This window comes from Alcaligenes sp. CHO6, from assembly GCF_037120595.1.
GTDB classification, from domain to species: Bacteria; Pseudomonadota; Gammaproteobacteria; order Burkholderiales; family Burkholderiaceae_B; genus Alcaligenes; species Alcaligenes ammonioxydans.
Window position 1 is genome coordinate 201,850 of sequence record NZ_JBANCI010000002.1, and the last position, 25,324, is coordinate 227,173.

The following is a 25,324-nucleotide window of genomic DNA, read 5'->3' on the forward strand; positions in this document are numbered from 1 at the left end:
CTGAGTCCAATTTGAATCTGATGCCATGAAGCCAAGCTATCCGCTCTCCGTCCTAGACCTGTCCCCTATTGTGCAGGGCTCCACTGCAGCGCAGTCTTTCCGCAGTTCTGCCGATCTTGCCCGCCATGCCGAGCAGTGGGGCTATCACCGTTACTGGCTGGCTGAACACCACGGCATGCCCGGTATCGCCAGCGCCGCTACGGCGGTACTGATCGGCCATATTGCCGGCCAGACCAGCCGCATTCGGGTCGGGGCTGGCGGCATCATGTTGCCCAATCACTCTCCGCTGGTGATCGCCGAACAGTTTGGGACCTTGGCCAGCCTGTACCCGGGCCGGATTGATCTGGGCCTGGGCCGCGCGCCCGGCTCAGACCCCGAAACCGCTCGCGCCTTGCGCCGCAATCTGAGCAGCGACCCGGACCAGTTCCCTCGCGATGTGCTCGAGCTGATGGACTACATGTCTGACGAGCCCCGCAACCGCATCATGGCCGTGCCCGGTCGTGGCCTGAACGTGCCGGTCTGGATTCTGGGCTCCAGCCTGTTTGGTGCTCAGTTGGCGGCCGCGCTGGGTTTGCCCTATGCCTTTGCGTCGCATTTTGCACCTGCCCAGTTGATGGATGCTATTGAGGTTTACCGCCGTCAGTTCCAGCCGTCGATCCATCTGGAGAAACCGTACATCATGCTGGGCTACAACGTCTTTGCCGCCGACACCGAAGACGAAGCCAAGTTGCTGGCCTCCTCCTGGCAGCAGTCTTTTGTGAACCTGCGCAGCGGTCGTCCGGGCCAGTTGCCGCCGCCCGTGCGTGACTACTACGAGCAATGCAGCCCACCCGCACAGCATCTTCTGGACTCCCTGCTCAGCTGTACGGCCATTGGCAATCCAGCGCAAGTGCTTGAACAGATGAAAGGTTTCATCGAACTGACGGGCGCCAACGAGCTGATGATCAACGCCAATATCTTTGACCACAACAAGCGCTTGCGCTCCTACGAGATTGCCGCCCAGTTGCGCGGCAGTCTGGGATGAACCCACGTCATCTCCAAGAGACCGCACTGCGCTACTTTCAGGAAGTGGCGCGCTGTGGCTCTATCTCGCAGGCGGCCAGCAATCTGTATGTCGCCACCTCGGCCATCAGCCGTCAGATCAGCGGGCTGGAAACAAACCTGGGCATGGCCCTGTTCGAACGCCATGCCCGTGGCATGAGCCTGACAGCGGCGGGCGAGCTTTTGCTGGCTCATGCCCGCCGCAGTGCTCTGGACGCCGAGCGTACCCTGCACGATATTGCCGCCCTGCAAGGCCTGCAAACCGGCCTGATACGGATTGCGTCCTCTGAAGGACTGGCCGCTCAGCTCCTGCCTCAATGCATCGCGCAATTCCGTGAAAAGCATCAAGGCATACGTTTTCAGCTGGACGTGTTGCCCCCACAACGTATCACCATGCTGCTCCTGAGCGGGCAAATTGATATCGGCATCAAATTTACGCAGACGGCCGAGAAAGATATTAAAACGCTGTTTCGACGCGATGCCCCTGTCATGGCCCTGGCCGTTCCCGGGCACCCGGTCACCCGGACAGAACGCATCAGTCTGAAAAGCCTTCTGGCCCACCCTTTGGCCTTGCCCGGGCCCGACACCACAGTGCGGCAAATGATGGACGTGGCATGCAGCGCGCAAAACCTCAGCCTGGACCCCGTATTCAGCAGCAACCACATGCAGTCTCTGCATCAATTTGCCTTGTCCGGCGCAGGCGTGACCGTGTCGGCTTTGCTCTCGGCGCGTCACCTGATTGAGCAAGGTTTGCTGCAAGCCAGTTTCATCCATGAACGCGGCTTGCTGAACCGTCAAATTGAAGTGCAGGCCCTGGCTGGCCGCCGCTTGCCCTCTATTGTTCGCCGCTTTCTGGATGAGTTGCTGCCACAGCTTGAAATCGCGCCCTAAGGCTTGCCGAAACAGCAACGCTGGCCTGCTTATTTGTTGCTGGTTCGGCATCATCGCCTTTCCTATCATCTCTTGATTGAGGAGATAGCCATGACCCGACCCAGCACCGAACCCTTACCCGCGCCGCGCCGTTCCTGGCGGCGGCTTGTCCAGTCTTTTGCAGGCGCCCTGTTGGCGAGCAGCGCCCTGGTCGCGCACGCCAGTGATTGGCCCGAGCGCCCCATTCGCCTGATTGTGCCTTTCCCCACGGGGGGCGCCACCGATGTCATCAGCCGCCTGATTGCCGAGAGCGCCGCCAAAGAGCTGAACACCAACATTGTGGTGGACAATCGAACGGGCGCAGGCGGGACCATTGGCTCTGGCGAGGTAGCCCGCAGCAAGCCCGATGGCTACACCCTCTTGTTCACCACCAGCAGCACCCACGCGATTGCTCCGCACCTGTACAAGTCCCTGCCCTACGATGCAGAGAAAGACTTCACGCCCATCGCCCACTTGGGCGATGCCGCCAGCGTCTTATTGGTGAACCCGTCCGTACCCGCACAAACGCTGCCAGAGCTGATTGATTACGCCCGCGCCCATCCTGATGAGTTGAACTACGCCAGCAGCGGCAACGGCACGATTGTGCATCTGGGCACCGAAGCCTTCTTGAATCAGGCCAATATCGTCATGTCCCACGTTCCTTACCGTGGCACCGGTCAGGGCATTAACGATATGCTGGGTGGCTCCATCCATGTTTTACTGGATGCGATCCCCACGGGGATGCCCTATGTGAAAAGTGGTCAGTTGCGCGCTCTGGCCGTCACCGGTCCACAGCGCTCGCCGCTGGCTCCCGATTTACCCACCTTTCAGGAGTCGGGGCTGCCGGGCTACGAGTCGGTAACCTGGTTCGGGCTGTATGCACCGGCAGGCCTGCCCGACGACATCCGTGATAAAGCCTATCAAGCTTTTGCACATGCCATTCAGGACCCCAACGTGCGCTCGCGCCTGCAAACCCTAGGCGTGGACCAACCTCGCAGCACCAGCCGGGAAGATTTTATTGCCCTGGTACGCGAAGACAGCGCACGCTGGCAAAGCCTGATTAAATTGACTGGAATACAGATTCAATGAATACCACTGACAAAGGCATGGACTGGCACAACCCTTACCCGTCCGCCCGCTCTGCCGTACTTGGCCAGAACATGGTCAGCACCTCCCATCCCCTGGCTGCGCAAGCAGGACTGCGCATGTTGCAAGCCGGGGGCAACGCGGTCGATGCGGCTCTGGCTGCCGCCATTACCCTGACCGTGGTGGAACCCACTGGTTGTGGCATAGGCAGTGACGCCTTTGCCATCGTCTGGGACGGCAAAGAACTGCATGGCCTGAACGCTTCCGGACGTTCGCCCCGAGGCTGGTCGCCGGATCGATTCAAAGACCACACGGCCATGCCCGACAAAGGCTGGGAAAGCGTCTCCGTGCCCGGTGCCGTCTCTGCCTGGGCCGAGCTGTCCAGCAAGCTAGGGCGCCTGAGCCTGGAGCAGGTTGCCGCCCCGGCGATTCATTATGCCCGTGACGGCTTTCCTGTCTCACCCGTGATTGCCCGCTTGTGGGAACTGGGCCGTCAACGCCTGGGCGATCAGCCCGGTTTTGCCGAGGCTTTTTTACGCGATGGCAAAGCCCCCGTTGCCGGACAGTGGTACCAGAATCCGGACCAGGCCAACACGCTGGAGCGTATTGCCGCCACCCAGGGTCGGGACTTCTATACCGGCGAGCTGGCCAAACGCATTGCCGACTTTTCCCGCCAGCATGGCGGCGCCATGGACGAACAGGATCTGGCCGAGCACCGTGCCCACTGGTGCGGCACCATCAGCCATCCGTTTGCGCAATCCGTCATTCATGAAATTCCACCGAACGGCCAAGGCCTTGCCGCGCTGATGGCGCTGGGCATCATGGAGCAGGCAGGCATCGGTCAGCAGCCACTGGATCACATTGACACGGTGCATTTGAGCATTGAGGCCATGAAACTGGCCTTTGCCGATCTATACGAACACCACGCAGATCTGGAGCACATGATTCATCATCCAGAGCATTTGCTGGACCCGGCCTATCTGCGCGAGCGTGCTGCCCTGATTCAAATGGACCGGGCAGGGGACCCCAAGCATGGCCTGCCCGGTCCCTCTGGCACAGTCTATGTCACCGCCGCGGACTCCAGCGGCATGATGGTCTCCCTGATCCAGTCCAACTACATGGGTTTTGGGTCCGGCGTAGTCGTGCCAGGTACCGGCATCAGCCTGCAGAACCGAGGCCATGGGTTTAGCCTGCGCCCTGGACACGTGAATCAGGTTGCCGGTGGCAAGCGCCCCTCGCACACCATCATTCCAGCCTTTGCCATGAATGCCGACGGCACGCCACAAATGTCCTTTGGCGTGATGGGCGGCCCCTTCCAGTCCCAAGGCCACATGCAAATGGCCTTACGGGTCTTGCTGTACGGCCAGAATCCGCAAGCCGCAGCCGATGCGCCTCGCTGGCGCGTCACCGGTGGGCGAGGCGTGGCGGTGGAACCCACATTCGATCCCGCTTTGGTTCAAGCTCTGCGTGAACGTGGTCATGAGGTGCTGGTCGAACCAGGCAGTGGTGTCTTTGCCTTTGGCGGTGCGCAGTTGATTCTGCGTCAGGGCAATCACTACGTGGGCGGCTCCGACCCGCGTAAAGACGGCCAGGTGGTGGCCTACTAAGTCCACCTCCCTGCCAGAGCGCGCAACCGCTCTCTGATTGGGGTCTGGATGATCTTATTCAGACCCCAAACCCCGCTTGGTCTTCGTCTCTCATTCGTCAAACCGCAGACCGGAGCAGGGCTACCTGCGTCAAGACCCTATCCCTTCGGCCTCCCACAACACCCCGCAAGGCTCGGCAAGCAGCCACTCACTACCCAAGCGGGCTCACGCACCACCCATCAGAAAAACGTACACCGTGGTCAAGATCTGACACCCCCCGGACACAAAAACTGTGTTTTTATCAGGTTTTCATCCGTGACACAGAATGACTGCTGTACCATCAAAAAATCGCCGCCCTCTTACCCAAAGGGCGGCTTTTCATCTGTCCAAACGGCTTGTCATCCCTGAAGCCGTCCGCTGGAGCCCCTTCGGTGCTGTCATTTTTTGAACGTCGATTAAATCCCTATCCCGAACAGCAGGTCGCCCCGCCCCCAAAAGGATTTTTCCCCTTCATCTGGGCCTGCACGAAACATTCCCGCGCCTGGATTGGCTTGATGACGCTGACCTCGATCGGCTTATCGGCCTACGAGGCCATGCTGTTTGCCCTGCTCAGCTATATCGTGGACTGGCTGCCCTCCATCGAACCGGCCCAGTTCTGGAACCAGCACGGCAGCACGCTTCTGGGCATTGCCGCCATCCTGCTGAGCAGCGTGGTCCTGATCAGTCTGCATACCGTAGTCATGCATCAGGTGCTGGCCATCAACTTTCCCATGCGCCTGCGCTGGCTGTTTCATAAGCTGATGCTTAACCAGAGCATGTCCTTTTACGCGGACGAATTTGCAGGTCGCATCACGACCAAAATCATGCAAACCGCTCTGGCAGTGCGTGAGACCCTGTTCATGGCTGTGGAAGTGGTCGTGGGCATGAGCGCCTACCTGATCGGCATTTTGATTCTGGCCGGCAGTTTTGACCGTCTGCTGATTCTGCCCTTCCTGTTCTGGCTGGTGGGCTATGCACTGGCCTGTGTGTTTTTTGTACCCCGCCTGGGTAAAGTGGGCGCCGAGCAGGCTGATGCCCGAGCGCTGATGACAGGACGCATCACCGACGCCTACACCAACATCAACACCGTCAAGCTGTTTGCCCATACGCGCCGCGAAGCGGACCATGCCAAAAACGCGATGCGTCGTTTCCAGGAAACCGGCCACGCCCAGATGCGCCTGATCAGCCTGTTTGAGGTGAGCAACCATGTGCTGGCCACCCTCTTGCTGATCAGCTCGGCGGGCCTGGCCCTTTACCTGTGGTCGATAGACCAGTCCAGCGCGGGTGTGGTGGCGGCTGTCATCGCCATGGCTTTGCGCCTTTCGGGGCATTCACACTGGCTCATGTGGGAGCTGACCAACCTGTTCGAGAACGTGGGCACGATTCAGGACGGCATCAATACCTTGACGCAAAAGCCCACGGTGGTAGATGCGCCCGATGCCAAGCCCTTGCGGATCGGGCAAGGCCGAATCGAGTTTCAGGATGTCAGCTTTGCCTACCGCGATAAAAGCCGCCAGGTGATTGACAAGCTCAATCTGGTGATCCAGCCAGGCGAACGGGTAGGCCTGATCGGGCGTTCTGGCGCAGGCAAATCCACCCTGGTCAATCTGCTATTACGGTTTCATGATGTGGACAGCGGCACCATCCGCATTGACGGCCAGGACATCGCCCACGTCACGCAAGACAGCCTGCGGGCCGCCATTGGCATGGTCACGCAGGACACTTCCCTGCTGCACCGTTCCATGCGCGACAACATTTTGTATGGCCGCCCTGAGGCCAGCGACGAGCTCCTGCACAAGGCGGTAGAACGTGCAGCCGCGGCCGACTTCATCTCGCAGCTGCATGACCGTGAAGGTCGTCAGGGTCTGGACGCCCATGTAGGCGAACGCGGTGTGAAACTGTCCGGTGGCCAGCGGCAGCGCGTCGCCATTGCCCGGGTCATGCTCAAAGACGCACCCATCCTGTTACTGGATGAAGCCACCAGCGCCCTGGATTCCGAGGTAGAAGCGGCGATTCAGGAAAGCCTCAATACCCTGATGCACGGCAAGACGGTGATCGCCATTGCCCACCGCCTGTCTACCATTGCGGCGCTGGACCGACTGATCGTGCTGGATCAGGGTCGCATCATCGAACAGGGCAGCCACCAGGAGCTGCTGCAAAAGGGAGGCCTGTACGCTCGTTTGTGGACACATCAAAGCGGAGGGTTTCTGGGGGAGAGTCGCCAGCAGGATGATTAAAAGGTGTCACTTGCTTGCAAAAAAAAAACTGACGTTACATCGTTGTCCCATTAGAATTTCGGAATATCAAACTTCGCCGTACTTGCGGCGAAGTTTTTTTTCAACTTAATCCGCCCCTACGAAGAACAAGATTATGTTTTTAGTCTTCCCCGATTCGGCAGCAATTGCAGCACACCTGAGCACCCGCCTTCAGGATATTATCCGTCAGGACCCGCAAGCGACGCTGGGTCTGGCCACCGGGGGAACGATGGAGCCCATTTATGCACGTTTCGTACAGGATGTACGCACCAACGGGCTGGATGTGTCGGGTATCAGCAGCTTCAATCTGGATGAATATGTAGGCCTGTCTGCGACGCACGAGCAAAGCTACGCTTACTACATGCGCCAGCACCTGTTTGACCAACTGCCTTTTGATGCGACACGTCTGCATCTGCCCAATGGCCTGGCCACCGAACTGGAACAGCACTGCCAGCAATACTCCGCAGCGATTGCTGCCAGCGGCGGCGTTGCCTTGCAACTGCTGGGCGTAGGCACCAACGGTCATATCGGTTTTAACGAGCCGGGCACGCCGTTTGACAGCCACACCCATGTGGTGGCCCTGTCCGAGCGGACCCGTATCGACAACAGCCGTTTTTTTGACTCCATGGACGAAGTGCCGGCCTCGGCCATCACCATGGGGATTGCCGATATTCTGAGCGCCCGTGAAATTGCCCTGGTAGTGACGGGCGAGCACAAGGCGCGCACCATGCTCAATTACCAGCAAGGCGGCATCACACCCGAACTGCCTTTCACCGCCTTGAAGCAACACGCCAACACCCATATCCTGCTCGACGAGGCGGCAGCCAGCCTGTTAGACCCCAGCCTGTGCCACCGTCCCCTGATCAGCCAGGCCGCCTGAGCCAGCTTGCCAACCCCCGCCCAGCGCTCGAAAGAGCGCGGCGCGGGACTGCAAACGCGATTGCAGCAAGCTGACGCGCACATCCTGAGCGGCGTACAAGGTACGCTGCGCATCCAGTAAAGACAGCAAGGTTTCCGAGCCGGAGCGATAACGTGCTTCGGCCAGTTGAAACGCCAGCTTGGCTTGCTCCCACTCCCGTTCCATGGTCTGTGCCTGGGCATCCAGGCTCTGCAGCTGTGCCAGCACACCCTCGACCTCCATATAGGCCTGCACAATGGTCTGGCGATACTGTGCCAGCCATTCCTGTAAACGGGCCTCGTTCAAATCCTTGTCTGCCTGCAGTCGACCCGCATTGAAGATGGGAGCCACCAGCCCGCTGATCAGACTGTAGACCGGATGGCGCACGCTTTCTTCCCAATGATTAGCCGATGCTCCTGCCCGGGCCCCCAAGGTCAGGCTGGGGAACATGGCAGCGCGAGCCACCTGCACATCGGCATGAGCCGCCGACAACTGGGCCTCCATGCGCGCAATATCTGGGCGTTGCGATAGCAACTGTGAAGGCAAACCCGCCTCCAGCTCTGGCACCTGCAAATTGGCAATGTCTTCCTGCGGCTCGGGCAGGATTTCAGTACGACCCAACAAAGTCGCCAACTCCACCCGCGTGCGAATCGCCTGTTCTTCAATCACCAACCATTTGCGCTGTTGCACAGCCAGCAACTGACGCTGCTGTGCCAGCTCCAAAGGAGATGCCGCCCCTGCCTGCAAGCGGGCTTCCAGCAAACGCAGCAAGCGTTGTGCAACAGCCAGGTTTTGTCGCGCAATTGCCACCCGCTGTTTATCACCCAAGGCTTGCAGGCTTAAATGCACCACCTGCGCCTGCACGCTGACACGCAGCACATCCAGCTCGTAGTTCGCCGCCTGAGCCAGGAATACAGCGCTGTCGGCCTGGGCCCGATGGCGCCCCCACACATCGAGCTCATAACTCATGAATACACCAGTCACATAGTGCGAGCGGGACTCACCATGAGACGAAGAAACCGGCGCCTCTCGTTGCGCAGACAGATTGCCCTGCAATTCCGGCAGCAAACTGGCTCCGGTAATGCGTGCCTGGGCCTGCGCCTGCAAGATCCGGGCCTGGGCCCGACGCAGCAGCGCCACATCCTTCAAGGCTTCCTGCATCAGGCTGTTCAAGGCGGGGCTGTTATAGGCACGCCACCACTGCAGCTCTACCTGAGCCGGTACAGGGCTGGGTGTCGCCTTGGCCTGCTGTTGATACGCCTGGGGCAGCGTCGGTGGGGCTTTGTCCAGGTCGGAGGACAAGGAGCTGCAAGCCTGCAGCACAAGCGTGCTCATGACCCCTGCTATCCATCGGTAATGAGCCATGTCTACTCTCCAGCCAAAGCCTGCACGGGGTCCAGCGCTGCCGCCGTGCGTGCTGGCATATAACCAAACACCATGCCCGTCACCACGGCGCAGCCAAAGGCGCCCAAGGCCGCCCGCAAGGAAAACACCACATCCCCCCCTCCAACGATCAAGCCAATGCCCACAACTGCACCTGCCAGCACGCCCAGGCAACCGCCTGTAATCGTCAACAGAACCGCCTCGGTCAAGAACTGGCGCAGGATGTCGCTTTGTCGCGCACCCGTTGCCATACGTATACCAATTTCCCGCGTACGCTCACGCACCGTCATCAGCATCACGTTCATGACACCAATGCCGCCCACCAACAAAGACACCGCGGCAATCAAACCCAGCATCATGCTCATGGCCTGCCGCGTGGAAGCCTCGGCCTGCAACCGCGCAGCTGCATTGCCAATCGAAAAGTCTTCTCGCCCGCCATGACGTTGGATCAGCAGTTGACGCATGCTCTGTTCCGCTTCCAGAACAGTGGAACTGTCCTGGGCATCAATCACCACATAATCAGGCTGCGTCTGGGCCTGATACACTCGTGCCCGGGCCGCCTGATAAGGTACAAAAACCATATCGTCATAGTCCTGCGCCCCCGAATCCGCCCCGCGCTCCTGCATCACACCGATCACCTCAAAAGGCGAATTGCCGATCAGCAACTGCTGACCTAAAGGGTGTTTGACATGGGGAAAAAATTGCTGGGCCGCGCGATGCCCCAACACCACCAGAGGCGCCAGATCACGGTCCTCGGCATCGGTGTAGTAACGGCCCTGGGCCAGTTCCCAACGGTGAATGGCCGGCATGGTTTCATTGGCGGCAAACACATACACTTGCCGGTCCACACTGCCACGCCGCACGGTAATCGGGTCCCCGATCACCGGCATCACGCGTCGTATCAGAGGCAGCTCTCCAATCGCTTCCAGATCCTCCTGCGTCAGTTGCCCTTTGGGCAGCCCATGGGGTGGAGAGGAACTGCTCAGGTACATGATGGTGGTGCCCATCGTCCCCATCTGATCCATCACCCTTTGACGTGCACCCTCGCCCACCGCCAGCATGACAATGACCGAGGCCACCCCAATAATCACACCCAGTAAAGTCAGAGCAGTGCGATGCCGGTTAAGGAACATGCTACGCAAGGCACTGCGTGCAGCGTCCTTGATTTCCGAGAGCCAGGGTGAGCGGCGATGTTGCGGCTCCCTTAAAGACTGCCTGGCCTTCGAGGGGGCCGCTGCATCGGGGCGACTATCAGACAGGATACGACCATCACGGATCTCGATGACCCGGTCCGCCATCGCGGCCACTTTCTGGTCGTGCGTAATCAGAATGATGGTATGCCCGGAATCGGACAGCTCACGCAACAGTGCCATTACCTCCGCACCGCTAGCCGAGTCCAGCGCACCCGTAGGCTCGTCAGCCAGAATGACCCGGCCGCCATTCATCAGGGCACGAGCGATGGAGACGCGCTGCTGCTGACCGCCGGACAACTGGTTAGGCCGGTTATCCAGCTTGTCCACCAAGCCCAGACTGCTCAACAAACGCGCGGCACGTTCAGCGCGGCTGGCCTTGTCCATACCCGCATAAATTGCGGGCATCTGCACATTTTCACAGGCCGTTTCGGTCGGGATCAGGTGATAGCCCTGAAACACAAATCCAAAGGTTTCCCGTCGCAAGGCGGCCAGTTCGTCCGGGCCTAGCTGCGCCACATTCCGGCCCTCAAACAGATACGTGCCGCTGCTGGGTTTGTCCAGGCAACCAAGCAGATTCATCAGGGTCGACTTGCCCGAGCCCGAAGCACCGACAATCGCCACAAAGTCGCCTGGTTCAATGCGAAAGCTGACATCGAACAGAACCTGCACAGCCGGTTTGGTGCTGGGAGAGCCACCGTAAATACGGCAGATATCGCGCAACTCAATCAAGGCAGGTGCGGCCTCTACCATTGCAACCACCGCCAGCCACGCTCGGCCGCGACCACGGCCAACACAATCTGCTCACCTTGGGCCAGCCCCTCCAGAACCTGCACCTGATGTCGATTGCGCACCCCCAGGCTGACCGGCTTTTCCTGCAGCTTGCCCTGCTCCAGCACAGGCACTGTAAAGGCGTCTGGACCACGCTGCAGGTCAGGCCGCAAGGCCGCCACGGGCACCAGCAAAGCCTGGTCGGCACGAGCAATTTCAAACAGCACCTGCGCCGTCATCTGTGGCATCAATTCGCCGTCCGCATTGTCCACATCAAACACCACTGTATACATGATGGCCTGCGTCGCGGCAGGCGTGGCCGCCGTCGTTTCTTCCTGGGTGCTGCCTTCAGGCGCTGGCATGATCTGGCGCACAGTGGCCTGCCAATGGCGCACCTGGGGCTCACTCTGTTCGCCCAAGGTGGTGAACGTAACCGCCATACCAGGTTTGATACGGCGTATATCCGCCTCGGACACGCTGGTCCAGACTGTCATCGTGCTCAAATCAGCGATGCGTAGGATGGTGGGAGTCTGATACGTGGCGTTCAAGGTCTGGCCTTCACGGGCCTGCACACCAATCACGGTGCCACTCATGGGCGCGTAAATGCGCGTGTAGCCCAATCGCGCCTCGTCGGCTTTCAGCGTGGCCTGGGTCTGCTCCATCTGCGCCCGCACATGAGCCACACGGGCCTGCGCGCTTGCCAGGTTCGCCTGAGCAATCTGTATATCTTCCTGACGGCTGGCCTGCTGACGCTCCAGCTGACGCTGACGTGTCAACTGCTGGCGTGCCAACAAAAGCTGGGCCTGTTGCTCAGCCAACTGGGCGCGAAATGCCGCCAACGAAGCGCGGCCTGCATCGACTGTAGCCTGCTGTACGCTGGGGTCAATTTCCACCAGCAACTGGCCCTGCTCAACCTGATCGCCCGGAGCCACCGGCAATACGGTAATCTGACCCGAGACCTGCGCACCGACATCCACATAGCGACGGGGCTTTAAGGTGCCCACCGCCGCGACGGTGGCACGAATATCACCTTGTTTCACAGACACCGTTTCAAACCGCGCTGACGAACGCCCCGCCTGCGCTGCCAGCGCACCGAGCGCCAGCAGCGCCACCAGGGCGAACGCCCAGCGGCGCCTCACTGCTTTGGACTTCATCACCGTCCCCTTTAAAACCGGAGATCCAGACCGGCCCGGATCGCGCGTGGCGAACCGTAAACAGCGGTATTGACGGTCGTCAGATAATGCTTGTCAAAGACATTGTTCACATTCAGATAGGCGCTGACCTGCTTGTTCACCGTGTAGCGGGCCATCAAGTCAAACACCGCCACACTGGGAAGGTCCAGACGTTGCTTCAAGGGACCTGCCTGTTCCTCATACACACCACTTTGCCAACGCAGTCCGCCCCCTACCGTCAGGCCCTGTCCCACCGAGGGCAGGTGATACGTGGTGTACAACTTGAAGGTGTTTTGCGGCACACCGGTTAGCAATGCCTTGCCATCGCGGTCCTGAGCAAGAACACGGGTAAAACTGGCCGATGCTTGCCATTGCGGGCTGAGCTGCCCGGTGGCCTCCAACTCCACCCCCCGGGTCAAAGCGCCCGATACCGCTTCATAGGCGGCATCTCCACTGGGCCCATATACGCCGGGAATCACCACGGCAAAGTTTTCCTGACGAGTACGGAACAAGGCCAGGCCCAGACTCAGTTGTTCATCCAGATAACTTCCCTTAAGCCCTACTTCCATGCTGTTGCCAGTGCGCGGGTCCAGATAATTGCCATCCGCGTCGCGATACTCCTGGGGCTTGAAAATATTGGTGTAGCTGCCATACACCGACCAGTGATCGGACAAGTCATAGACCAGCCCAAGGTAGGGGGTGAACTGGTCGTTGGCGGTACGCACTGTCTCGGTGCGTTTGCCACTGGCGTAAGACAAGGAGTTCTTGTAGAGCGACCAACTGGTCATGCGGCCACCGAGCAAGACGGCCAGATTGTCGCTGGGCTTGAAACGGACGGTGGCATAAGCGCTGTTGATCTTTTCCACCGAACGCGTCTGGCCGGTGGCGGGATTGGCGGGTTCCGAGGGGAAGCGACCGTCCCAGTTAAAAATATCCTGAACGCTGGCATTCCAGTCCCTGTGCCACCACAGGGTATAGCTTGGCGCCAGATCCCGGGTACGTGAGCTGGTCAGCCCGACCACGGCCTCATGCTCGCGCCCGAGCAATTGGAACGGCCCGCTGGCACTGATATCCAGACTGGTCTGCACGGGTTCACCCGACCAGCGCCCCGCCCACAAGCCAACACCCGCTCCCGTATAACGATCTGGAAAGCCCTGCGAGGCATAGCCCAGTACCTCGTCGTAGCGCGTCTCGGAGCGATCCAGGACGCCTTTTAAGGTCCAGTCATTATCAAAACGATGCTCCAAGGAAGCAAACAAGCGTTGATTGCGACGCGACGAATAGGCCCATCTGGCTGCGCCGGATGTAGAACGGTCCCAGTCGATCAGCCCTCCATCAGAATAGAAAAGAGGCAGGCCTCGTCCGGCATGATTCGTACTCTTGTGCTTCTGAAAGGTGTATCCCAGACTGAACAAGGTCGATGGCGTCAGATCCGCCTCAAAAATACCGTAAAAGATCTGCTTTTTTTCGTGCAGACGATCAATAAAGGAATGGTTATCCTGCCAGGCAGCCACGGTACGCAAACGCATGCTGCCGGACTCATTTAAGGGAGTGGACAGATCCGCTTCGCCCCGGTAGTAATCCCAGGCCCCCCCTTCCAGTTTGGCCCTGAACTGAAAATCCTGCGTCGGACGCTTGCGCATCATGTTCAGGGTAGCGCCCGGCTCACCCACACCATTCATCAAGCCACTGGCCCCGCGCAGAACTTCGACCCGGTCATAGAGCACCATGTCATTGCTTTGAAACAGCGAACGATAGCCACTGTAGGTCTGGCCCATGCCATCGACCATGTAGTTCTCAACCACAAAGCCACGCGCGTAAATCATGCTGCTGTCCGAGCCAGAGTTACCGCCTGCGACATAAACCAGCCCCGGGGTCTGGGCTGCCACATCAGCCAACTGGGTAAGCCCTTGATCATCCATGCGCTGTCGAGTCATCACACTGACGGACTGTGGAGTTTCGCGCAAAGACAGGTTCAGGCGGGTAGACGTGCTATTGGAATCGGCCAGGTAAGATTCAGAACCTTCAGTGACCCCGGGCGCCAATCGTTTGCCCTGTACCCGAATAGCGGCCAGCTCCTGGGCCTGTTCGCTGTTGCTGGTGGTCGGTGGCAAAGGCGTGACACTGATAATTACAGCCGAGCCACTGGGCGATGCCAGCAGGCCAGTGCCTGCCAGCGCTTGCTCCAGTGCTTCATTCAAGGAGACCCTGCCTTGCAAGGCAGGCGCCGCCCGCCCGGCAGCCAACGTGGCATCCAATAAAATCGCCACGTCCCACTGATGCGCCAGGGTATTGATGGTGGCGCTCAAGGGCTGGGCAGGCACGGCTAGTGTACGACTGTCCAGCATGATGGCCGCCGCCCCGCGAGCCTGCGCCCACACGGGGGTCCCCGGAGCACTTAAGGCCATCCCGGCCAGGCCAGCGGCCACATAAACAGAACGAACACAGTCGCCGCAACGGCGTAAAAGGGATTTCATGGCAAGAGGTCCTTGTAGAGGCTTTGCATGTGTAGACGAGCGAGAGCCTCTTTACCGGACAATTATTTTTTCAGGGACACCTGCCAAGCCCCTTTTGCATCACGCTGGACCTGCACCGGCAATATTCCCGGCAAACTATCCAGAAAAGCCCGCGGATCGCGCAAACGGAAACTGCCAGTCACCCGCAGTTCATGCAGGCGCGGATCATCAGCCAGATTGAGCGCCGGGGACAAATAGTCGTTCCACTGAGCAGCCACCTTGTCCAGTGGGGTCTGATCAAAAACCAGCCAGCCCAGACGCCAGGCGCCGACCTGCTTCGGATTGACTGCCACTCTTGTCGCGGGTGTATCAGCATCCAGACGCAAGGCCTGGCCAGCCTGCAGATCGATTCGTTGGTCACGCTCACGATGGGGGAAAAACGTCACCTGCCCGCGTGCCACGGCCACCTGCAACGCATGAGGACTGACCCGGACAGAAAACGCCGTGCCCACGACGCGTACCCGCCCTTGAGGGGTCTCTACCCAAAAGGGGCGTGTGGGGTCTTTACTCACCGACACATACATCATCCCTTCCATTAACTGCACTTGGCGTACTGTACGCATCATGCGCACTTCCAGTCGGGTGTGGGGAGCCAGAGACAGGCGGGAGCCATCATGCAGATCGTATTCACGCTGCTCGCCATGGCCGGTCTGCAACGCCAATACTTGCAACGCCTGCTGCCAATACCACTGGGCTCCTGTACCTGCCGCCAGGCCAATGCCGAGCACGCCTAGCATGGCCAATACCCGCCGCCGTGCAGGCTTGCTCTGCCGGTATGGGCCGGGCAGAGCCACCCGGTCTTGCAGGCCCTGGCCCTGCGTGCTCTCCCACGCTCGCAGGGCCAGATCTGCAGCGGCTGCATGATCGGCACTGAGCGTACGCCACCGCTCAAACTGCGTCTTGGCCGCGTGCGCCGTGGCCTCATCACCCCCGTGCTGGCGAGCCAGCAATAGCAGGGCTTGCTCCAGGCGCGCTCGCGCGATTCGATCCGGTGCCGCCATGAAAAAATCTCACTACGCGTTGGCCAGGTCCAGACAGTCCATCACCGCCCGTACCACATGTTTTTCAATTGACGCCAAAGACAGGCCCAAATGGCTGGCCGCCTCCTGATGGCTAAAACCATAAATGCGCACCAGAACGAATACCTCGCGCCGTTTGCGGGGCATGACCCCCAATCGAGACAATAGGGCCTGGAGCTGCTGGCGCACCTGCACCAGATACTCCGTGCTGGGAGCCTCCCTGGCCGTCATCATGGTCAAGGTATCGAGCATGACCTGTTCCGCCTGCCGACGCCTGGCGCCATCAATCACAATATTCTTGCCAGCACGAAACAGCAAAGCACGCAAATTGCGGGCTGGGCGCGCTGGCGACACCCCGGCAAACACACGGGCATAGCTTTCCTGCACCACCTCTCGTGCCGCCTCCCGGTCATTGAGAAAGCGGGCAAAGAAATTGACCAACTCGGAATAATGCCGTGCGTCCATCGAACGTTGAAAACCATCCCCCAGCACGCAACGAACACAAACAGACCGGTCACTGACTGCAGAAATGGAGACTATTATTTTGAATGAGAATGAATTCTATTACCGTTTTCGAACTATTGGCAAGCGTAGGTGTCAGTACGCGGGACTAATTCAGCACGCTCCCTCCCCCCCTCTTGACCGCCCTCGCTACAATATCCACTCAGCCGCCTTCTGGGCGGCCTTGTTGTTGAATTCCCTGACCTGTACTGCGCTATGACTTCTGCTGCCGATCTGTCCGCCCACACGCCCATGATGCGCCAATACCTTCAGCTCAAAGCGGAGGCTGGTTCACATCTGTTGTTCTACCGGATGGGAGACTTCTATGAGATGTTCTACGCCGATGCCGAGCGCGGCGCGCGTTTGCTGAATCTGACGCTGACCAAGCGGGGTTCCTCCAACGGCGAACCGATTCCCATGGCTGGCGTGCCTTTTCACGCCATGGAAGGTTATCTGGCGCGTTTGGTGGCATTGGGTGAGTCGGTCGCGATTTGTGAGCAAGTAGGCGATCCGGCCACCAGCAAAGGCCCCGTCGAGCGCAAGATCATGCGTGTTGTCACGCCCGGAACACTGACGGACGATGCCTTGCTGCCCCCCAAGGCAGACCGCCTGATCGCCGCTTGCATTCGCATGAAGGTGCAACGTCAGGAAATGGTGGGGCTGGCCTGGATGAATCTGGCCAGCGGCGAATTTCTGGTCAGCCAGTGTGAGCCCGATATGCTGGACACCGAGCTCAACCGTATCGGCCCCGTTGAGCTGGTCTATCCCGAGTCCCAGCGTCCTGCTCCCGAACTTCCCCAGGCCAGTTGCCATACTTTGCCCGACTGGCATTTTGCCGCCGACGGCTCGCGCGAGACCTTGCTCGATCATTTTGATCTGGACTCTCTGGCCAGTTTTGGCCTGGACGATCTGCCTGCGGCGACAGCTGCCGCCGGTGCATTGCTACGCTATGTCGGCAGCACACAATCCCAGTCCCTGGTGCATATCACGGCTATCCGCGTGCAGCACAGCTCGGACTTTCTGGTACTGGACGCGATCACCCGCAAAAATCTGGAAATCACCGAAACCATCAGCGGCGAAACCAGCCCCACTCTCTTCTCGACGCTGGATCATTGTCAGACTCCCATGGGCAGTCGCTTGCTGCGCCGTTGGCTGCATCACCCCTTGCGTTTGAACCAGACGGTTCAACAACGCCAGGACGTGGTGTCCCTATTTTTCCAGACCCAGCAAAGCGCCAGTCTGAATGCGGGCGACCCCTTGGGCGCCTTGCGCCAGGCACTGCGTCGCTTCCCTGACCTGGAGCGGATTGCGACCCGTATATCGCTACGTAGCGTACGTCCCCGAGAACTGGCCAGCCTGCGGGATGCACTGGCCACGCTGCCCGAGCTGCGTCAGGAGCTGGAACACAATTTTGCCCAGTCCGAGCACTTGCATCGACATTTGCTCAGCCTGGCCCTGGACCCGGAACTGGCCCGTCTGCTGCAGGCCGCTATCGCCGCCGAGCCCGCTTTGCTGATACGCGATGGTGGGGTCATTGCGGATGGCTATGATCCTGACCTGGACGAGCTGCGCAGCCTGGCCAGCGATAGCGGCGATGTGCTGGTGAAGATCGAGGCCCGCGAACGCGAACGCACCGGCATTGCTACCTTGCGCGTCGAATATAACCGTGTGCATGGCTTCTTTATTGAAGTCAGTCGCGGTCAGGCCGACAAGGTACCCGACGACTACCGCCGCCGCCAGACACTGAAAAACGCCGAGCGCTTCATCACGCCTGAATTGAAAGAGTGGGAGGACAAAGTCCTGTCCGCCAAGGACCGCAGCCTGAGCCGCGAGAAGTTCCTGTTCGATGAGTTGCTGGACAAGCTGCAAAGCTACGCAGGCCCCTTGGCCTTGTGCTCCAGCGCCCTGGCCGAACTGGATACCCTGTCCTCCCTGGCCTTGCACGCACTGGACAATAATTGGGTCGCTCCCGAGCTGACCGAGCAGGCTGGCATCTGGATTGAAGCAGGCCGTCACCCTGTGGTGGAGCACAGCATCGAACGCTTCACGCCCAATCATTGCGAAATGCATGCGCAACGCCGCATGCTTTTGATTACCGGCCCGAACATGGGGGGCAAGTCCACCTATATGCGTCAGGTTGCCCTGATTGCCCTGCTGGCCCGCATCGGCAGCTTTGTCCCGGCAAGCCGCGCCCGTATCGGCCAGATAGACCGCATCTTCACCCGTATCGGTGCCGCCGACGATCTGGCCGGCGGCCGTTCCACCTTCATGATGGAGATGACGGAAGCGGCCGCGATTCTGGCTGGCGCCACCCCCCACAGCCTGGTGCTGATGGATGAAATTGGTCGAGGCACTTCCACCTATGACGGACTAGCCCTGGCTTGGTCCATCGCGCATCGCCTGCTCAGCCACAACCAGGCGCTGACCCTGTTTGCCACGCACTATTTCGAGATTACCCGCCTGCCCAACGAGCTGCCTGCCGCTGCCAACGTGCACTTGGCCGCCGCGGAATCCGCTTCCGGCATCGTGTTCTTGCATGAGGTCCAGGAAGGACCGGCCAGCCGCAGCTACGGGATTCAGGTTGCACAGCGTGCTGGCATTCCCTCTGCAGTTATACGCCAGGCCAGCCGCGAGCTAAGCCGCCTGGAAGCGCAAAACGATCCTAGTGCACAACTGGATTTGTTCAATGCGGGCAGCGCTCCGGAAGCCACGGTCGCCGAGCCTGACCCGACTACAGAAAAAGCACTGGACTTGCTCGATCAGTTCAAGCAACTGGATGTCGATGACCTGAGCGCACGCGATGCCCTGGATCTGCTGTATCGCTGGAAAAAAGAGATGAAGGCGGCTGGTTAAACAGTCCAGAAGGGAGCCCAAGAAGCTCCCTTTTTTATGCAGTTTTCCGAGGGCCGTTGGCGAGCAGATCGACAATCAATCATTCTTAGCCTCCCCACCGTGAATCAATCACTCTATTTTGTGAGTATTTCTCTGGATTCTTTGCGCTGGATACGCCTGATACGCAGGCTAGCCATACACCGGGACAGACCGGATCAGTTAAGCTACGGACTTACTTAATTCTTGTTCGGGCAGTCCATGAATATCGACCAGCCATTGACCCTTTTGGGCGGCATCAGCGCGCATGAGTTCATGCAAACCTACTGGCAACGTAAACCCTTATTGATACGCGGCGCCATCCCTAATTTCAAGCACTCGCTGAGCATCGACAATATCCGTGAACTGGTGACACGCGAAGAAGTCGAGTCCCGTCTGATTATCCATGACGGTGAGGACTGGGAAATGGAAACCGGACCATTTGACGAGCTGCCGCCTGCCTCCCAACCCAACTGGACTGCGCTGGCCCAAAGCGTGGATTTGCACGATGACAATACTGCCGCGCTGATGCGACAGTTCCGCTTCATCGGTGATGCTCGTCTGGACGATGCCATGATCAGCATCGCCTCTGATGGCGGTGGCGTAGGCCCGCATTTCGACAGCTACGACGTGTTCCTGCTGCAAGCCCACGGCAAGCGTCACTGGCGCATCAGCCAGCAAAAAGACCTAAGCCTGGTGCCTGACCTGCCCTTGAAGATTTTGCGCAATTTCCAGGTAGAAGAAGAGTTCACCCTGGAACCCGGCGATATGCTGTATCTGCCCCCGCACGTAGCACATGACGGGATTGCGATTGGCGACTGCATGACGATTTCCATCGGCTTTCGCTCGCCTACTCAGGCAACGCTGGCCCGTGGCTTGATGGATGCCGCATCGGATCAACTAGCCGCTGCCAGCGGCGAAGGCTTTGGCCTGTACGCCGACCCACCGATGCCCATGCCCGAGGCCATGCAGCAGCGCTACACCGACCCGGATGCACAGGCCAGCACCACCCCTGCCGCCTTGCCGGAAAACCTGATTCAAAAGTCGCTGGATGCATTGAACGCCATTCGTTTTGATGAATCGCTGGCCTCACGGTTCCTGGGCGTCTGGCTGACCGAATTGCCCAGTAATAGCTGGTTTGACATTGCCGAAGACCCGGTGGATCTGCACGATCCCACGCTGCCTGAAGGCCGCTTGGCTTTGGACCGCTGCTCGCGCATGATGTACCGCGGCGATGAGCTGTATATCAACGGTGAAGTCGCCCCCTGTCCTGCCAGCCCAGCGCTGAAATTGTTGGCTGATCAGCGTGAGCTCCCCACTTCTGGCGATGCTTTTGCAGAGCTGGATGAGGACGAACTGGAAATGCTGAATGCCTGGCTGGACGACGGCTGGCTGCAGTTCAAGGAAAACTGAGCACCGAGCCACTAGCTCTGGCGAACTCAGCAAAAAAGCGGGGCAGCTTGCAGGCTGCCTCGCTTTTTTATTTCTAGCCACCAAAGAATCGAAAGCCCACTATTTGCGGTTGCGGTTGCGGTTGCGGTTGCGGTTGCGGTTGCGGTTGCGGTTGCGGTTGCGGCAACATTATTCACGCCCCACAACAAGAAAAAGTACTATTATGAAAAACGCGATTCACAAGACGAGCAACTCGTCATAAAGCCCCCATTAGTGGCTTTGCAGCCCAGCTTCAATCCAGCTCGGGCCACACCCAAAAATCACGTAGCCACTCCAGTCCGTATAGTCAGGCACCCACCTACTTCAAAAGCGGTCTGCCATACAACCAAAAAGCGTCCTATCTGAACAGTCCATTTAATCGCTATAAATAGTGCTCGTTTGTCATCTCTCCTTTTGGAAAGCGCAGAGCACTATGTCTACCTCACGATCATCCTCATCCTATTTAGTCAGCGATTTGATCCCGCCCATTGTGGCCGGTCTGATCTCGGTCATCGTCAACTACGGCGGCACTTTTATTCTGGTTTTCCAGGCCGCCAAAGTCGCCGGCCTCAGCCCCGAGCTGACTGCCTCCTGGGTCTGGTCAATTTCTATTGGTGTGGGCGTGACAGGTCTGCTCCTGAGTTGGGTCTCGCGCGAGCCCATCATCACCGCCTGGTCCACTCCGGCCGCCGCCTTTCTGGTCACGGCGCTGGCCAGCACGCCGTATCAGGAAGCAATCGGCGCCTACCTGATCTCGGCAGCGGCGTTTGTCGTCCTGGGCCTGTCCTCCTACTTCGAGCGCCTGATCCGTCTGATCCCCAACGGCATCGCTGCCGGTCTGCTGGCTGGCATTCTGCTGCAATTTGGCATTGGCGCATTTGGCAGCATGACACTGGACCCGAAACTGGCAGGTCTGCTGATTCTGGCCTATCTGGTCATCAAGCGATTCTCGGCCCGCTATGCCGTAGTCGGCATTCTGATTCTGGGCCTGACATTTCTACTCCTGGAGCAGCGCGTCGACCTGAGCGGCCTGAAACTGGAGCTGGCCGCGCCCGTGTTCAGCATGCCGGTGTTCACGCTAAATGCCTTGCTGAGCGTAGCCTTACCCTTGTTTCTGATCACGCTGACCGGCCAATACATGCCCGGCATGCTGGTCTTGCGCAACGATGGCTTTCGTACCAGCGCCAACCCAATTGTGTGGGTCACCGGCCTAGGCTCGCTCATCATGGCCCCCTTCGGCTCCCACGCCATGAACGTAGCCGCTATTACCGCGGCCATCTGCACGGGCCCGGAAGCACACCAGGACCCATCCAAACGCTGGGTAGCCGGCATGGCAGCCGGAGTGTTCTACATTCTGGTAGGTGTGTTTGGGCTAACGCTGGCCGCTGTATTCATGACCTTCCCCGCGACCTTTATCACCACGCTGGCGGGATTAGCGCTGTTGGGCACCATAGGTGGCAGCCTGGCGGGGGCCATGGCCGATATCAAATCACGTGAAGCAGCCTTGATCACCTTTTTAGCTTCAGCGGCCAATATCACCCTGTTCGGGATTGGCGGAGCATTCTGGGGACTGGTGATTGGCCTGCTGGCGTACTTCATTTTGAATGGGACGTTGCCGCAGCGTAAAACGGAAAAGCTGGCTACTGAAGGAGTCCCCGCGGCTTCTGATGCTCGGTGACTAATTGGAATGAATGCAGGCTAGGGCTGTGGTCTTAACCTGCATTTGCGACAGGGCCGCCGCCAGCAACGGCTTAGCAATTGGACATTTGATAGCCAATTATTCAAAGCCAGCTAAGCTGCTGAAATTAAAAAACTTTTCAGCGACTTATATAGCAGAAAACCTTGCATGTGCATGATAGTGACCCACAAGCTTTTCAAAGCTGCTTAGGCAGCAAACATTGCAAGTGCCGTGCGGGCCCTGTACCTGATTTTCTAAGCTGCCTACACGGCAGCAAACTAGAGCGTTTATCCCTAAACGCCAAACAGGTTCTACCTTATGGCTTTTTCTGCCACCGAAACCCTTTTCCCAGCCCAGTTCACAAGCATCTGATTTTAAATAAAATCTCAAAATCAATAAAAAAGGGTTCTGCAAGCAGAGGATAATCATCCCGAACTCACCGACCAAGTTTATTGTAAAAAATAGTCACACAAGCTAAAGCAATTCCACCCATCAACAGCAAACAGACTTCTAATTCACCCAAAACACCCTGAAAGAATTAATAGACACAATCTCCTGACTGCCTCTTTCCCGCTCAAATGCTAGCCTGCGCTGGCTTTGGTATTCAGGAATACGGTGTCATGTTTGGCGATTTCAATCTTGCGTCTCCCTATGCGGCTTATGCCCGCCTTCGCCAGGGTCCGCCCTTGGTGTGGGATGCGAATTTCTGTGGCGGAGCCTGGCTGGTTCACAGACATCAGGATGTGCAGGCCGCTCTGCGCCATCCCGATCTCAGTGTGCGCCGTGTTGGCGGGTGGGTATCTCAGGCAGGAGCCCCTCCCTCCCCTCGTCTACAGGCTTTCAAGGGTTTGATGGCCAGGACGCTGGTTTTCCTGGATCGCCCCCGTCATACCCGCGTCAGGCGGGTTGTAAATGCTGCCTTCAGCCCGCAGGCGTTGCGGGACATAGACCGCAGCATTGAAAATCGCGTGACGCACCTTCATAGCGCTTTTACAAACCAGCTGCGCCACGGCCCAGCAGATCTGGTTGAGCAGGTCTGCCGACCGCTTCCGGCCTTGGTCATGATGGATCTGCTCGGTTTGCAGCAACTGCCTTTAGCTGTTTTTCAATCCTGGTCAGAGCAACTGGCACGTTTCATTGGGCAAGCCACGCCGGACCTACCTTTGTTAATGGATACGCAGGACGCCTTGCTGGATATGGCTGACTTTCTGGGGAACAGCGCCAAGCTGCAAGAAGGTGGGCTGGCCTGGCGACTTTTGCATGACGAACAGCTCTCCCTTCAAGGCAGGCGCGAGCGTTTGGCACAGTCCTGTATGTTGCTCTTTGCAGGCTATGAAACCTCCCGGCATCTGCTGAGCTCCCTGTTTCAAACGCTGCTTGACGACGCCAGCAAGCTGCAGGACCTGCTGTCGAATCCGCAGAAAATTCCCGCAGCGATCAAAGAGCTGCTGCGTTACGACAGCCCGATTCAATACACGGCAAGACGCTTGATGCAGGACCAACACTGGCACGGTCAGCATTTGCGCAAAGGTCAACTACTGCTGTTGCTCTTGGGTGCTGCCAACCGGGACCCGGAAGTTTTTGCCCATCCCGACGACCTGGACTTCAGCCGCAACAATCAGGCCGAATTGTCCATGGGTTACGGGATTCATCATTGCCTGGGTGCGGGTTTGGTGCAGTTGGAGGCCAAATTGGTACTTGAGCAGTTCCTGCCTTTGCTGCCTCGCCTGCAATTGGCTCAAAGAGAGCGTATTCAGCTTCCCGCCTACAGGGGCTGGAACCGCCTGCTGGTTCACTACCGGGCCATGCCGTCATGAGTGCTTTTATCGCTCACCTGGATCAGCAACTAGAGGCCTTGAAGGCCCGGAAGCTGTGGCGACAAAGAGCAATCTGCCACCCCTTGCCGGACGCGCATATCGAGCGCAATGGTCAGGTCTTGCTGAGTTTCGCAGGCAATGACTATCTGGGCCTTAGCCAGCACCCGCAACTCAAACTGCTGGCAGCACAAGATGTAGCCGGAGCCACGGCCTCCCCACTGATTTGTGGGCATCATGCGCTGGCTCAGCGACTGGAGCAAGAGCTGGCAGACTGGAGCGGCTTTGAGGCCAGCCGTCTTTTTGTCAGTGGTTATCAAGCCAGCCTGGGCGTGATTCCGGCGCTGGTCGGCACGGGCGACACCATCTTCTGTGACAGGCTGAACCACGCCAGCCTGATTGATGCCAGCCGTCTGTCCGGCGCCCGTTTACGCGTGTATCCCCATAGAGACATGGCACGTCTGGATGGTTTGCTCAGTCGTCCAAGGACAGGGTTCAAGCTGGTGATCTCGGACAGCCTGTTCAGTATGGACGGAACTGTTGCCCCGGTCGATGAGCTGATCACCTTATGCGAACGCCACGATGCCCTGTTGTATCTGGACGATGCGCATGGTCTGGGGGTATTGGGCGAAACCGGGCGCGGCGCGCCAGAGCATTTCCTGCTCAATAGCACGCAACGTCAGCGCCTGATTTATCTGGGGACTTTTGGCAAGGCAGCCGGGCAAGGCGGCGCTTTTATTGCCTGCTCCCACAACGTGGCTGACTGGCTCACTCAATCCGCCCGCAGCTATGTGTATAGCACCGGGCTAGCTCCGGCACATTGCGCATCCTTGCTGGCTTGCCTGCAACTGATCAAACAAGCCCAGCCCCAGCGGGCTTTGCTGAAAGAACACATTCAAACGCTGCAAAGCTTGAGCCAGGATCTGCCCTGGCGTCTGACGCCGTCCGACACGCCCGTGCAAAGCCTGCTGATGGGCGAGGTGGAACCTGCTTTACAGCTGTCCGACGGCCTCCTGAAAAAAGGGATTTGGGCACCGGCCATACGGCCACCCACCGTCCCCCGCCATCAAGCCCGCTTACGTATTTCCCTGTCTGCTGCCCACCGGCAGCACGATATTGAAAAACTGGTTCAGGCATTACATGAAGCCGCCCACTCTTTACGGTGAT

The 25,324-nt window shown here is 58.8% G+C and carries 17 protein-coding genes; 11 read left to right on the forward strand and 6 right to left on the reverse strand.

Translation table 11 applies throughout. The annotated features are described in order from the left end of the window. Positions 1-25: 25 nt before the first annotated feature. The 6 genes from V6936_RS08935 (at position 26) to V6936_RS08960 (ending at position 7,796) form a co-directional block, all read left to right on the forward strand. Positions 26-1,024 carry an MsnO8 family LLM class oxidoreductase gene (locus V6936_RS08935; protein WP_059318744.1) on the forward strand — a complete coding sequence of 333 codons (999 nt, stop codon included), beginning with the start codon at positions 26-28 and terminating at the stop codon, positions 1,022-1,024. Beyond that, a complete protein-coding gene (locus V6936_RS08940; protein ID WP_131071372.1) occupies positions 1,021-1,932 on the forward strand; it encodes a LysR substrate-binding domain-containing protein in 912 nt (303 codons plus the stop codon). The genes V6936_RS08935 and V6936_RS08940 overlap by 4 nt, the downstream gene beginning before the upstream one ends. 90 nt (positions 1,933-2,022) lie before the next feature. Then, a complete protein-coding gene (locus tag V6936_RS08945; RefSeq protein WP_059318742.1) occupies positions 2,023-3,039 on the forward strand; it encodes a Bug family tripartite tricarboxylate transporter substrate binding protein in 1,017 nt (338 codons plus the stop codon). Continuing rightward, a complete protein-coding gene (locus V6936_RS08950; RefSeq protein ID WP_240209035.1) occupies positions 3,036-4,643 on the forward strand; it encodes a gamma-glutamyltransferase family protein in 1,608 nt (535 codons plus the stop codon). The genes V6936_RS08945 and V6936_RS08950 overlap by 4 nt, the downstream gene beginning before the upstream one ends. Positions 4,644-5,053: 410 nt before the next feature. Then, positions 5,054-6,898, forward strand: coding sequence for an ABC transporter ATP-binding protein (locus V6936_RS08955; RefSeq protein WP_003802689.1), 1,845 nt, complete (start codon positions 5,054-5,056; stop codon positions 6,896-6,898). Positions 6,899-7,031: 133 nt separating this feature from the next. Beyond that, entirely contained in the window at positions 7,032-7,796 is a 765-nt protein-coding gene (locus V6936_RS08960) for a glucosamine-6-phosphate deaminase (RefSeq protein WP_003802691.1), read from the forward strand. On the opposite strand, the gene V6936_RS08965 is transcribed toward V6936_RS08960, so the two are convergent. The 6 genes from V6936_RS08965 to V6936_RS08990 all read right to left on the reverse strand — a co-directional run bounded on the left by V6936_RS08965 (position 7,749) and on the right by V6936_RS08990 (position 16,330). Next, the gene (locus tag V6936_RS08965) at positions 7,749-9,149 is read right to left on the reverse strand and encodes an efflux transporter outer membrane subunit (RefSeq protein ID WP_336579747.1); all 1,401 of its coding nucleotides are present in this window, start codon (positions 9,147-9,149) and stop codon (positions 7,749-7,751) included. The genes V6936_RS08960 and V6936_RS08965 overlap by 48 nt on opposite strands. Positions 9,150-9,181: 32 nt before the next feature. Beyond that, positions 9,182-11,140 carry an ABC transporter permease gene (locus V6936_RS08970; RefSeq protein WP_336579748.1) on the reverse strand — a complete coding sequence of 653 codons (1,959 nt, stop codon included), beginning with the start codon at positions 11,138-11,140 and terminating at the stop codon, positions 9,182-9,184. Next, positions 11,134-12,312, reverse strand: coding sequence for an efflux RND transporter periplasmic adaptor subunit (locus V6936_RS08975; RefSeq protein WP_003802697.1), 1,179 nt, complete (start codon positions 12,310-12,312; stop codon positions 11,134-11,136). Before V6936_RS08975 ends, V6936_RS08970 begins: the two co-directional genes overlap by 7 nt. Positions 12,313-12,323: 11 nt before the next feature. Next, positions 12,324-14,807, reverse strand: coding sequence for a TonB-dependent siderophore receptor (locus V6936_RS08980; protein WP_003802698.1), 2,484 nt, complete (start codon positions 14,805-14,807; stop codon positions 12,324-12,326). A 62-nt stretch (positions 14,808-14,869) separates the two neighbouring features. Next, positions 14,870-15,847: a FecR family protein gene (locus tag V6936_RS08985; protein WP_336579749.1), complete on the reverse strand. Its 978-nt coding sequence runs from the start codon at positions 15,845-15,847 to the stop codon at positions 14,870-14,872. Positions 15,848-15,859: 12 nt separating this feature from the next. After that, positions 15,860-16,330: an RNA polymerase sigma factor gene (locus tag V6936_RS08990; RefSeq protein WP_003802702.1), complete on the reverse strand. Its 471-nt coding sequence runs from the start codon at positions 16,328-16,330 to the stop codon at positions 15,860-15,862. Positions 16,331-16,582: 252 nt separating this feature from the next. Here V6936_RS08990 and mutS point away from each other — a divergent pair, with 252 nt between their 5' ends. The 5 genes from mutS to V6936_RS09015 all read left to right on the forward strand — a co-directional run bounded on the left by mutS (position 16,583) and on the right by V6936_RS09015 (position 25,323). Then, positions 16,583-19,219 (forward strand): DNA mismatch repair protein MutS, encoded by a 2,637-nt coding sequence (mutS, locus tag V6936_RS08995; protein WP_336579750.1) that lies wholly within the window; start codon positions 16,583-16,585, stop codon positions 19,217-19,219. Between the two features lie 237 nt (positions 19,220-19,456). Beyond that, positions 19,457-20,647, forward strand: a complete 1,191-nt coding sequence (locus tag V6936_RS09000) for a JmjC domain-containing protein (protein ID WP_336579751.1) — start codon at positions 19,457-19,459, stop codon at positions 20,645-20,647. Positions 20,648-21,098: 451 nt separating this feature from the next. After that, positions 21,099-22,343, forward strand: a complete 1,245-nt coding sequence (locus V6936_RS09005) for a benzoate/H(+) symporter BenE family transporter (RefSeq protein WP_336579752.1) — start codon at positions 21,099-21,101, stop codon at positions 22,341-22,343. Positions 22,344-22,921: 578 nt separating this feature from the next. Next, on the forward strand, positions 22,922-24,160 hold the full coding sequence (locus V6936_RS09010) for a cytochrome P450 (protein WP_336579753.1): 1,239 nt from the start codon (positions 22,922-22,924) through the stop codon (positions 24,158-24,160). Further along, positions 24,157-25,323 (forward strand): aminotransferase class I/II-fold pyridoxal phosphate-dependent enzyme, encoded by a 1,167-nt coding sequence (locus tag V6936_RS09015; protein ID WP_336579755.1) that lies wholly within the window; start codon positions 24,157-24,159, stop codon positions 25,321-25,323. Before V6936_RS09010 ends, V6936_RS09015 begins: the two co-directional genes overlap by 4 nt. Position 25,324 lies beyond the last annotated feature (1 nt).

Bases quoted from the DNA above. Each gene is read 5' to 3' on its own strand.
- V6936_RS08935 (WP_059318744.1), top strand. From the start codon at position 26: ATGAAGCCAAGCTATCCGCTCTCCGTCCTAGACCTGTCCCCTATTGTG.
- V6936_RS08940 (WP_131071372.1), top strand. From the start codon at position 1,021: ATGAACCCACGTCATCTCCAAGAGACCGCACTGCGCTACTTTCAGGAA.
- V6936_RS08945 (WP_059318742.1), top strand. From the start codon at position 2,023: ATGACCCGACCCAGCACCGAACCCTTACCCGCGCCGCGCCGTTCCTGG.
- V6936_RS08950 (WP_240209035.1), top strand. From the start codon at position 3,036: ATGAATACCACTGACAAAGGCATGGACTGGCACAACCCTTACCCGTCC.
- V6936_RS08960 (WP_003802691.1), top strand. From the start codon at position 7,032: ATGTTTTTAGTCTTCCCCGATTCGGCAGCAATTGCAGCACACCTGAGC.
- V6936_RS08965 (WP_336579747.1), bottom strand. From the start codon at position 9,149: ATGAGCACGCTTGTGCTGCAGGCTTGCAGCTCCTTGTCCTCCGACCTG.
- V6936_RS08970 (WP_336579748.1), bottom strand. From the start codon at position 11,140: ATGGTAGAGGCCGCACCTGCCTTGATTGAGTTGCGCGATATCTGCCGT.
- V6936_RS08975 (WP_003802697.1), bottom strand. From the start codon at position 12,312: ATGAAGTCCAAAGCAGTGAGGCGCCGCTGGGCGTTCGCCCTGGTGGCG.
- V6936_RS08980 (WP_003802698.1), bottom strand. From the start codon at position 14,807: ATGAAATCCCTTTTACGCCGTTGCGGCGACTGTGTTCGTTCTGTTTAT.
- V6936_RS08985 (WP_336579749.1), bottom strand. From the start codon at position 15,847: ATGGCGGCACCGGATCGAATCGCGCGAGCGCGCCTGGAGCAAGCCCTG.
- V6936_RS08990 (WP_003802702.1), bottom strand. From the start codon at position 16,330: ATGGACGCACGGCATTATTCCGAGTTGGTCAATTTCTTTGCCCGCTTT.
- mutS (WP_336579750.1), top strand. From the start codon at position 16,583: ATGACTTCTGCTGCCGATCTGTCCGCCCACACGCCCATGATGCGCCAA.
- V6936_RS09000 (WP_336579751.1), top strand. From the start codon at position 19,457: ATGAATATCGACCAGCCATTGACCCTTTTGGGCGGCATCAGCGCGCAT.
- V6936_RS09005 (WP_336579752.1), top strand. From the start codon at position 21,099: ATGTCTACCTCACGATCATCCTCATCCTATTTAGTCAGCGATTTGATC.
- V6936_RS09010 (WP_336579753.1), top strand. From the start codon at position 22,922: ATGCTAGCCTGCGCTGGCTTTGGTATTCAGGAATACGGTGTCATGTTT.
- V6936_RS09015 (WP_336579755.1), top strand. From the start codon at position 24,157: ATGAGTGCTTTTATCGCTCACCTGGATCAGCAACTAGAGGCCTTGAAG.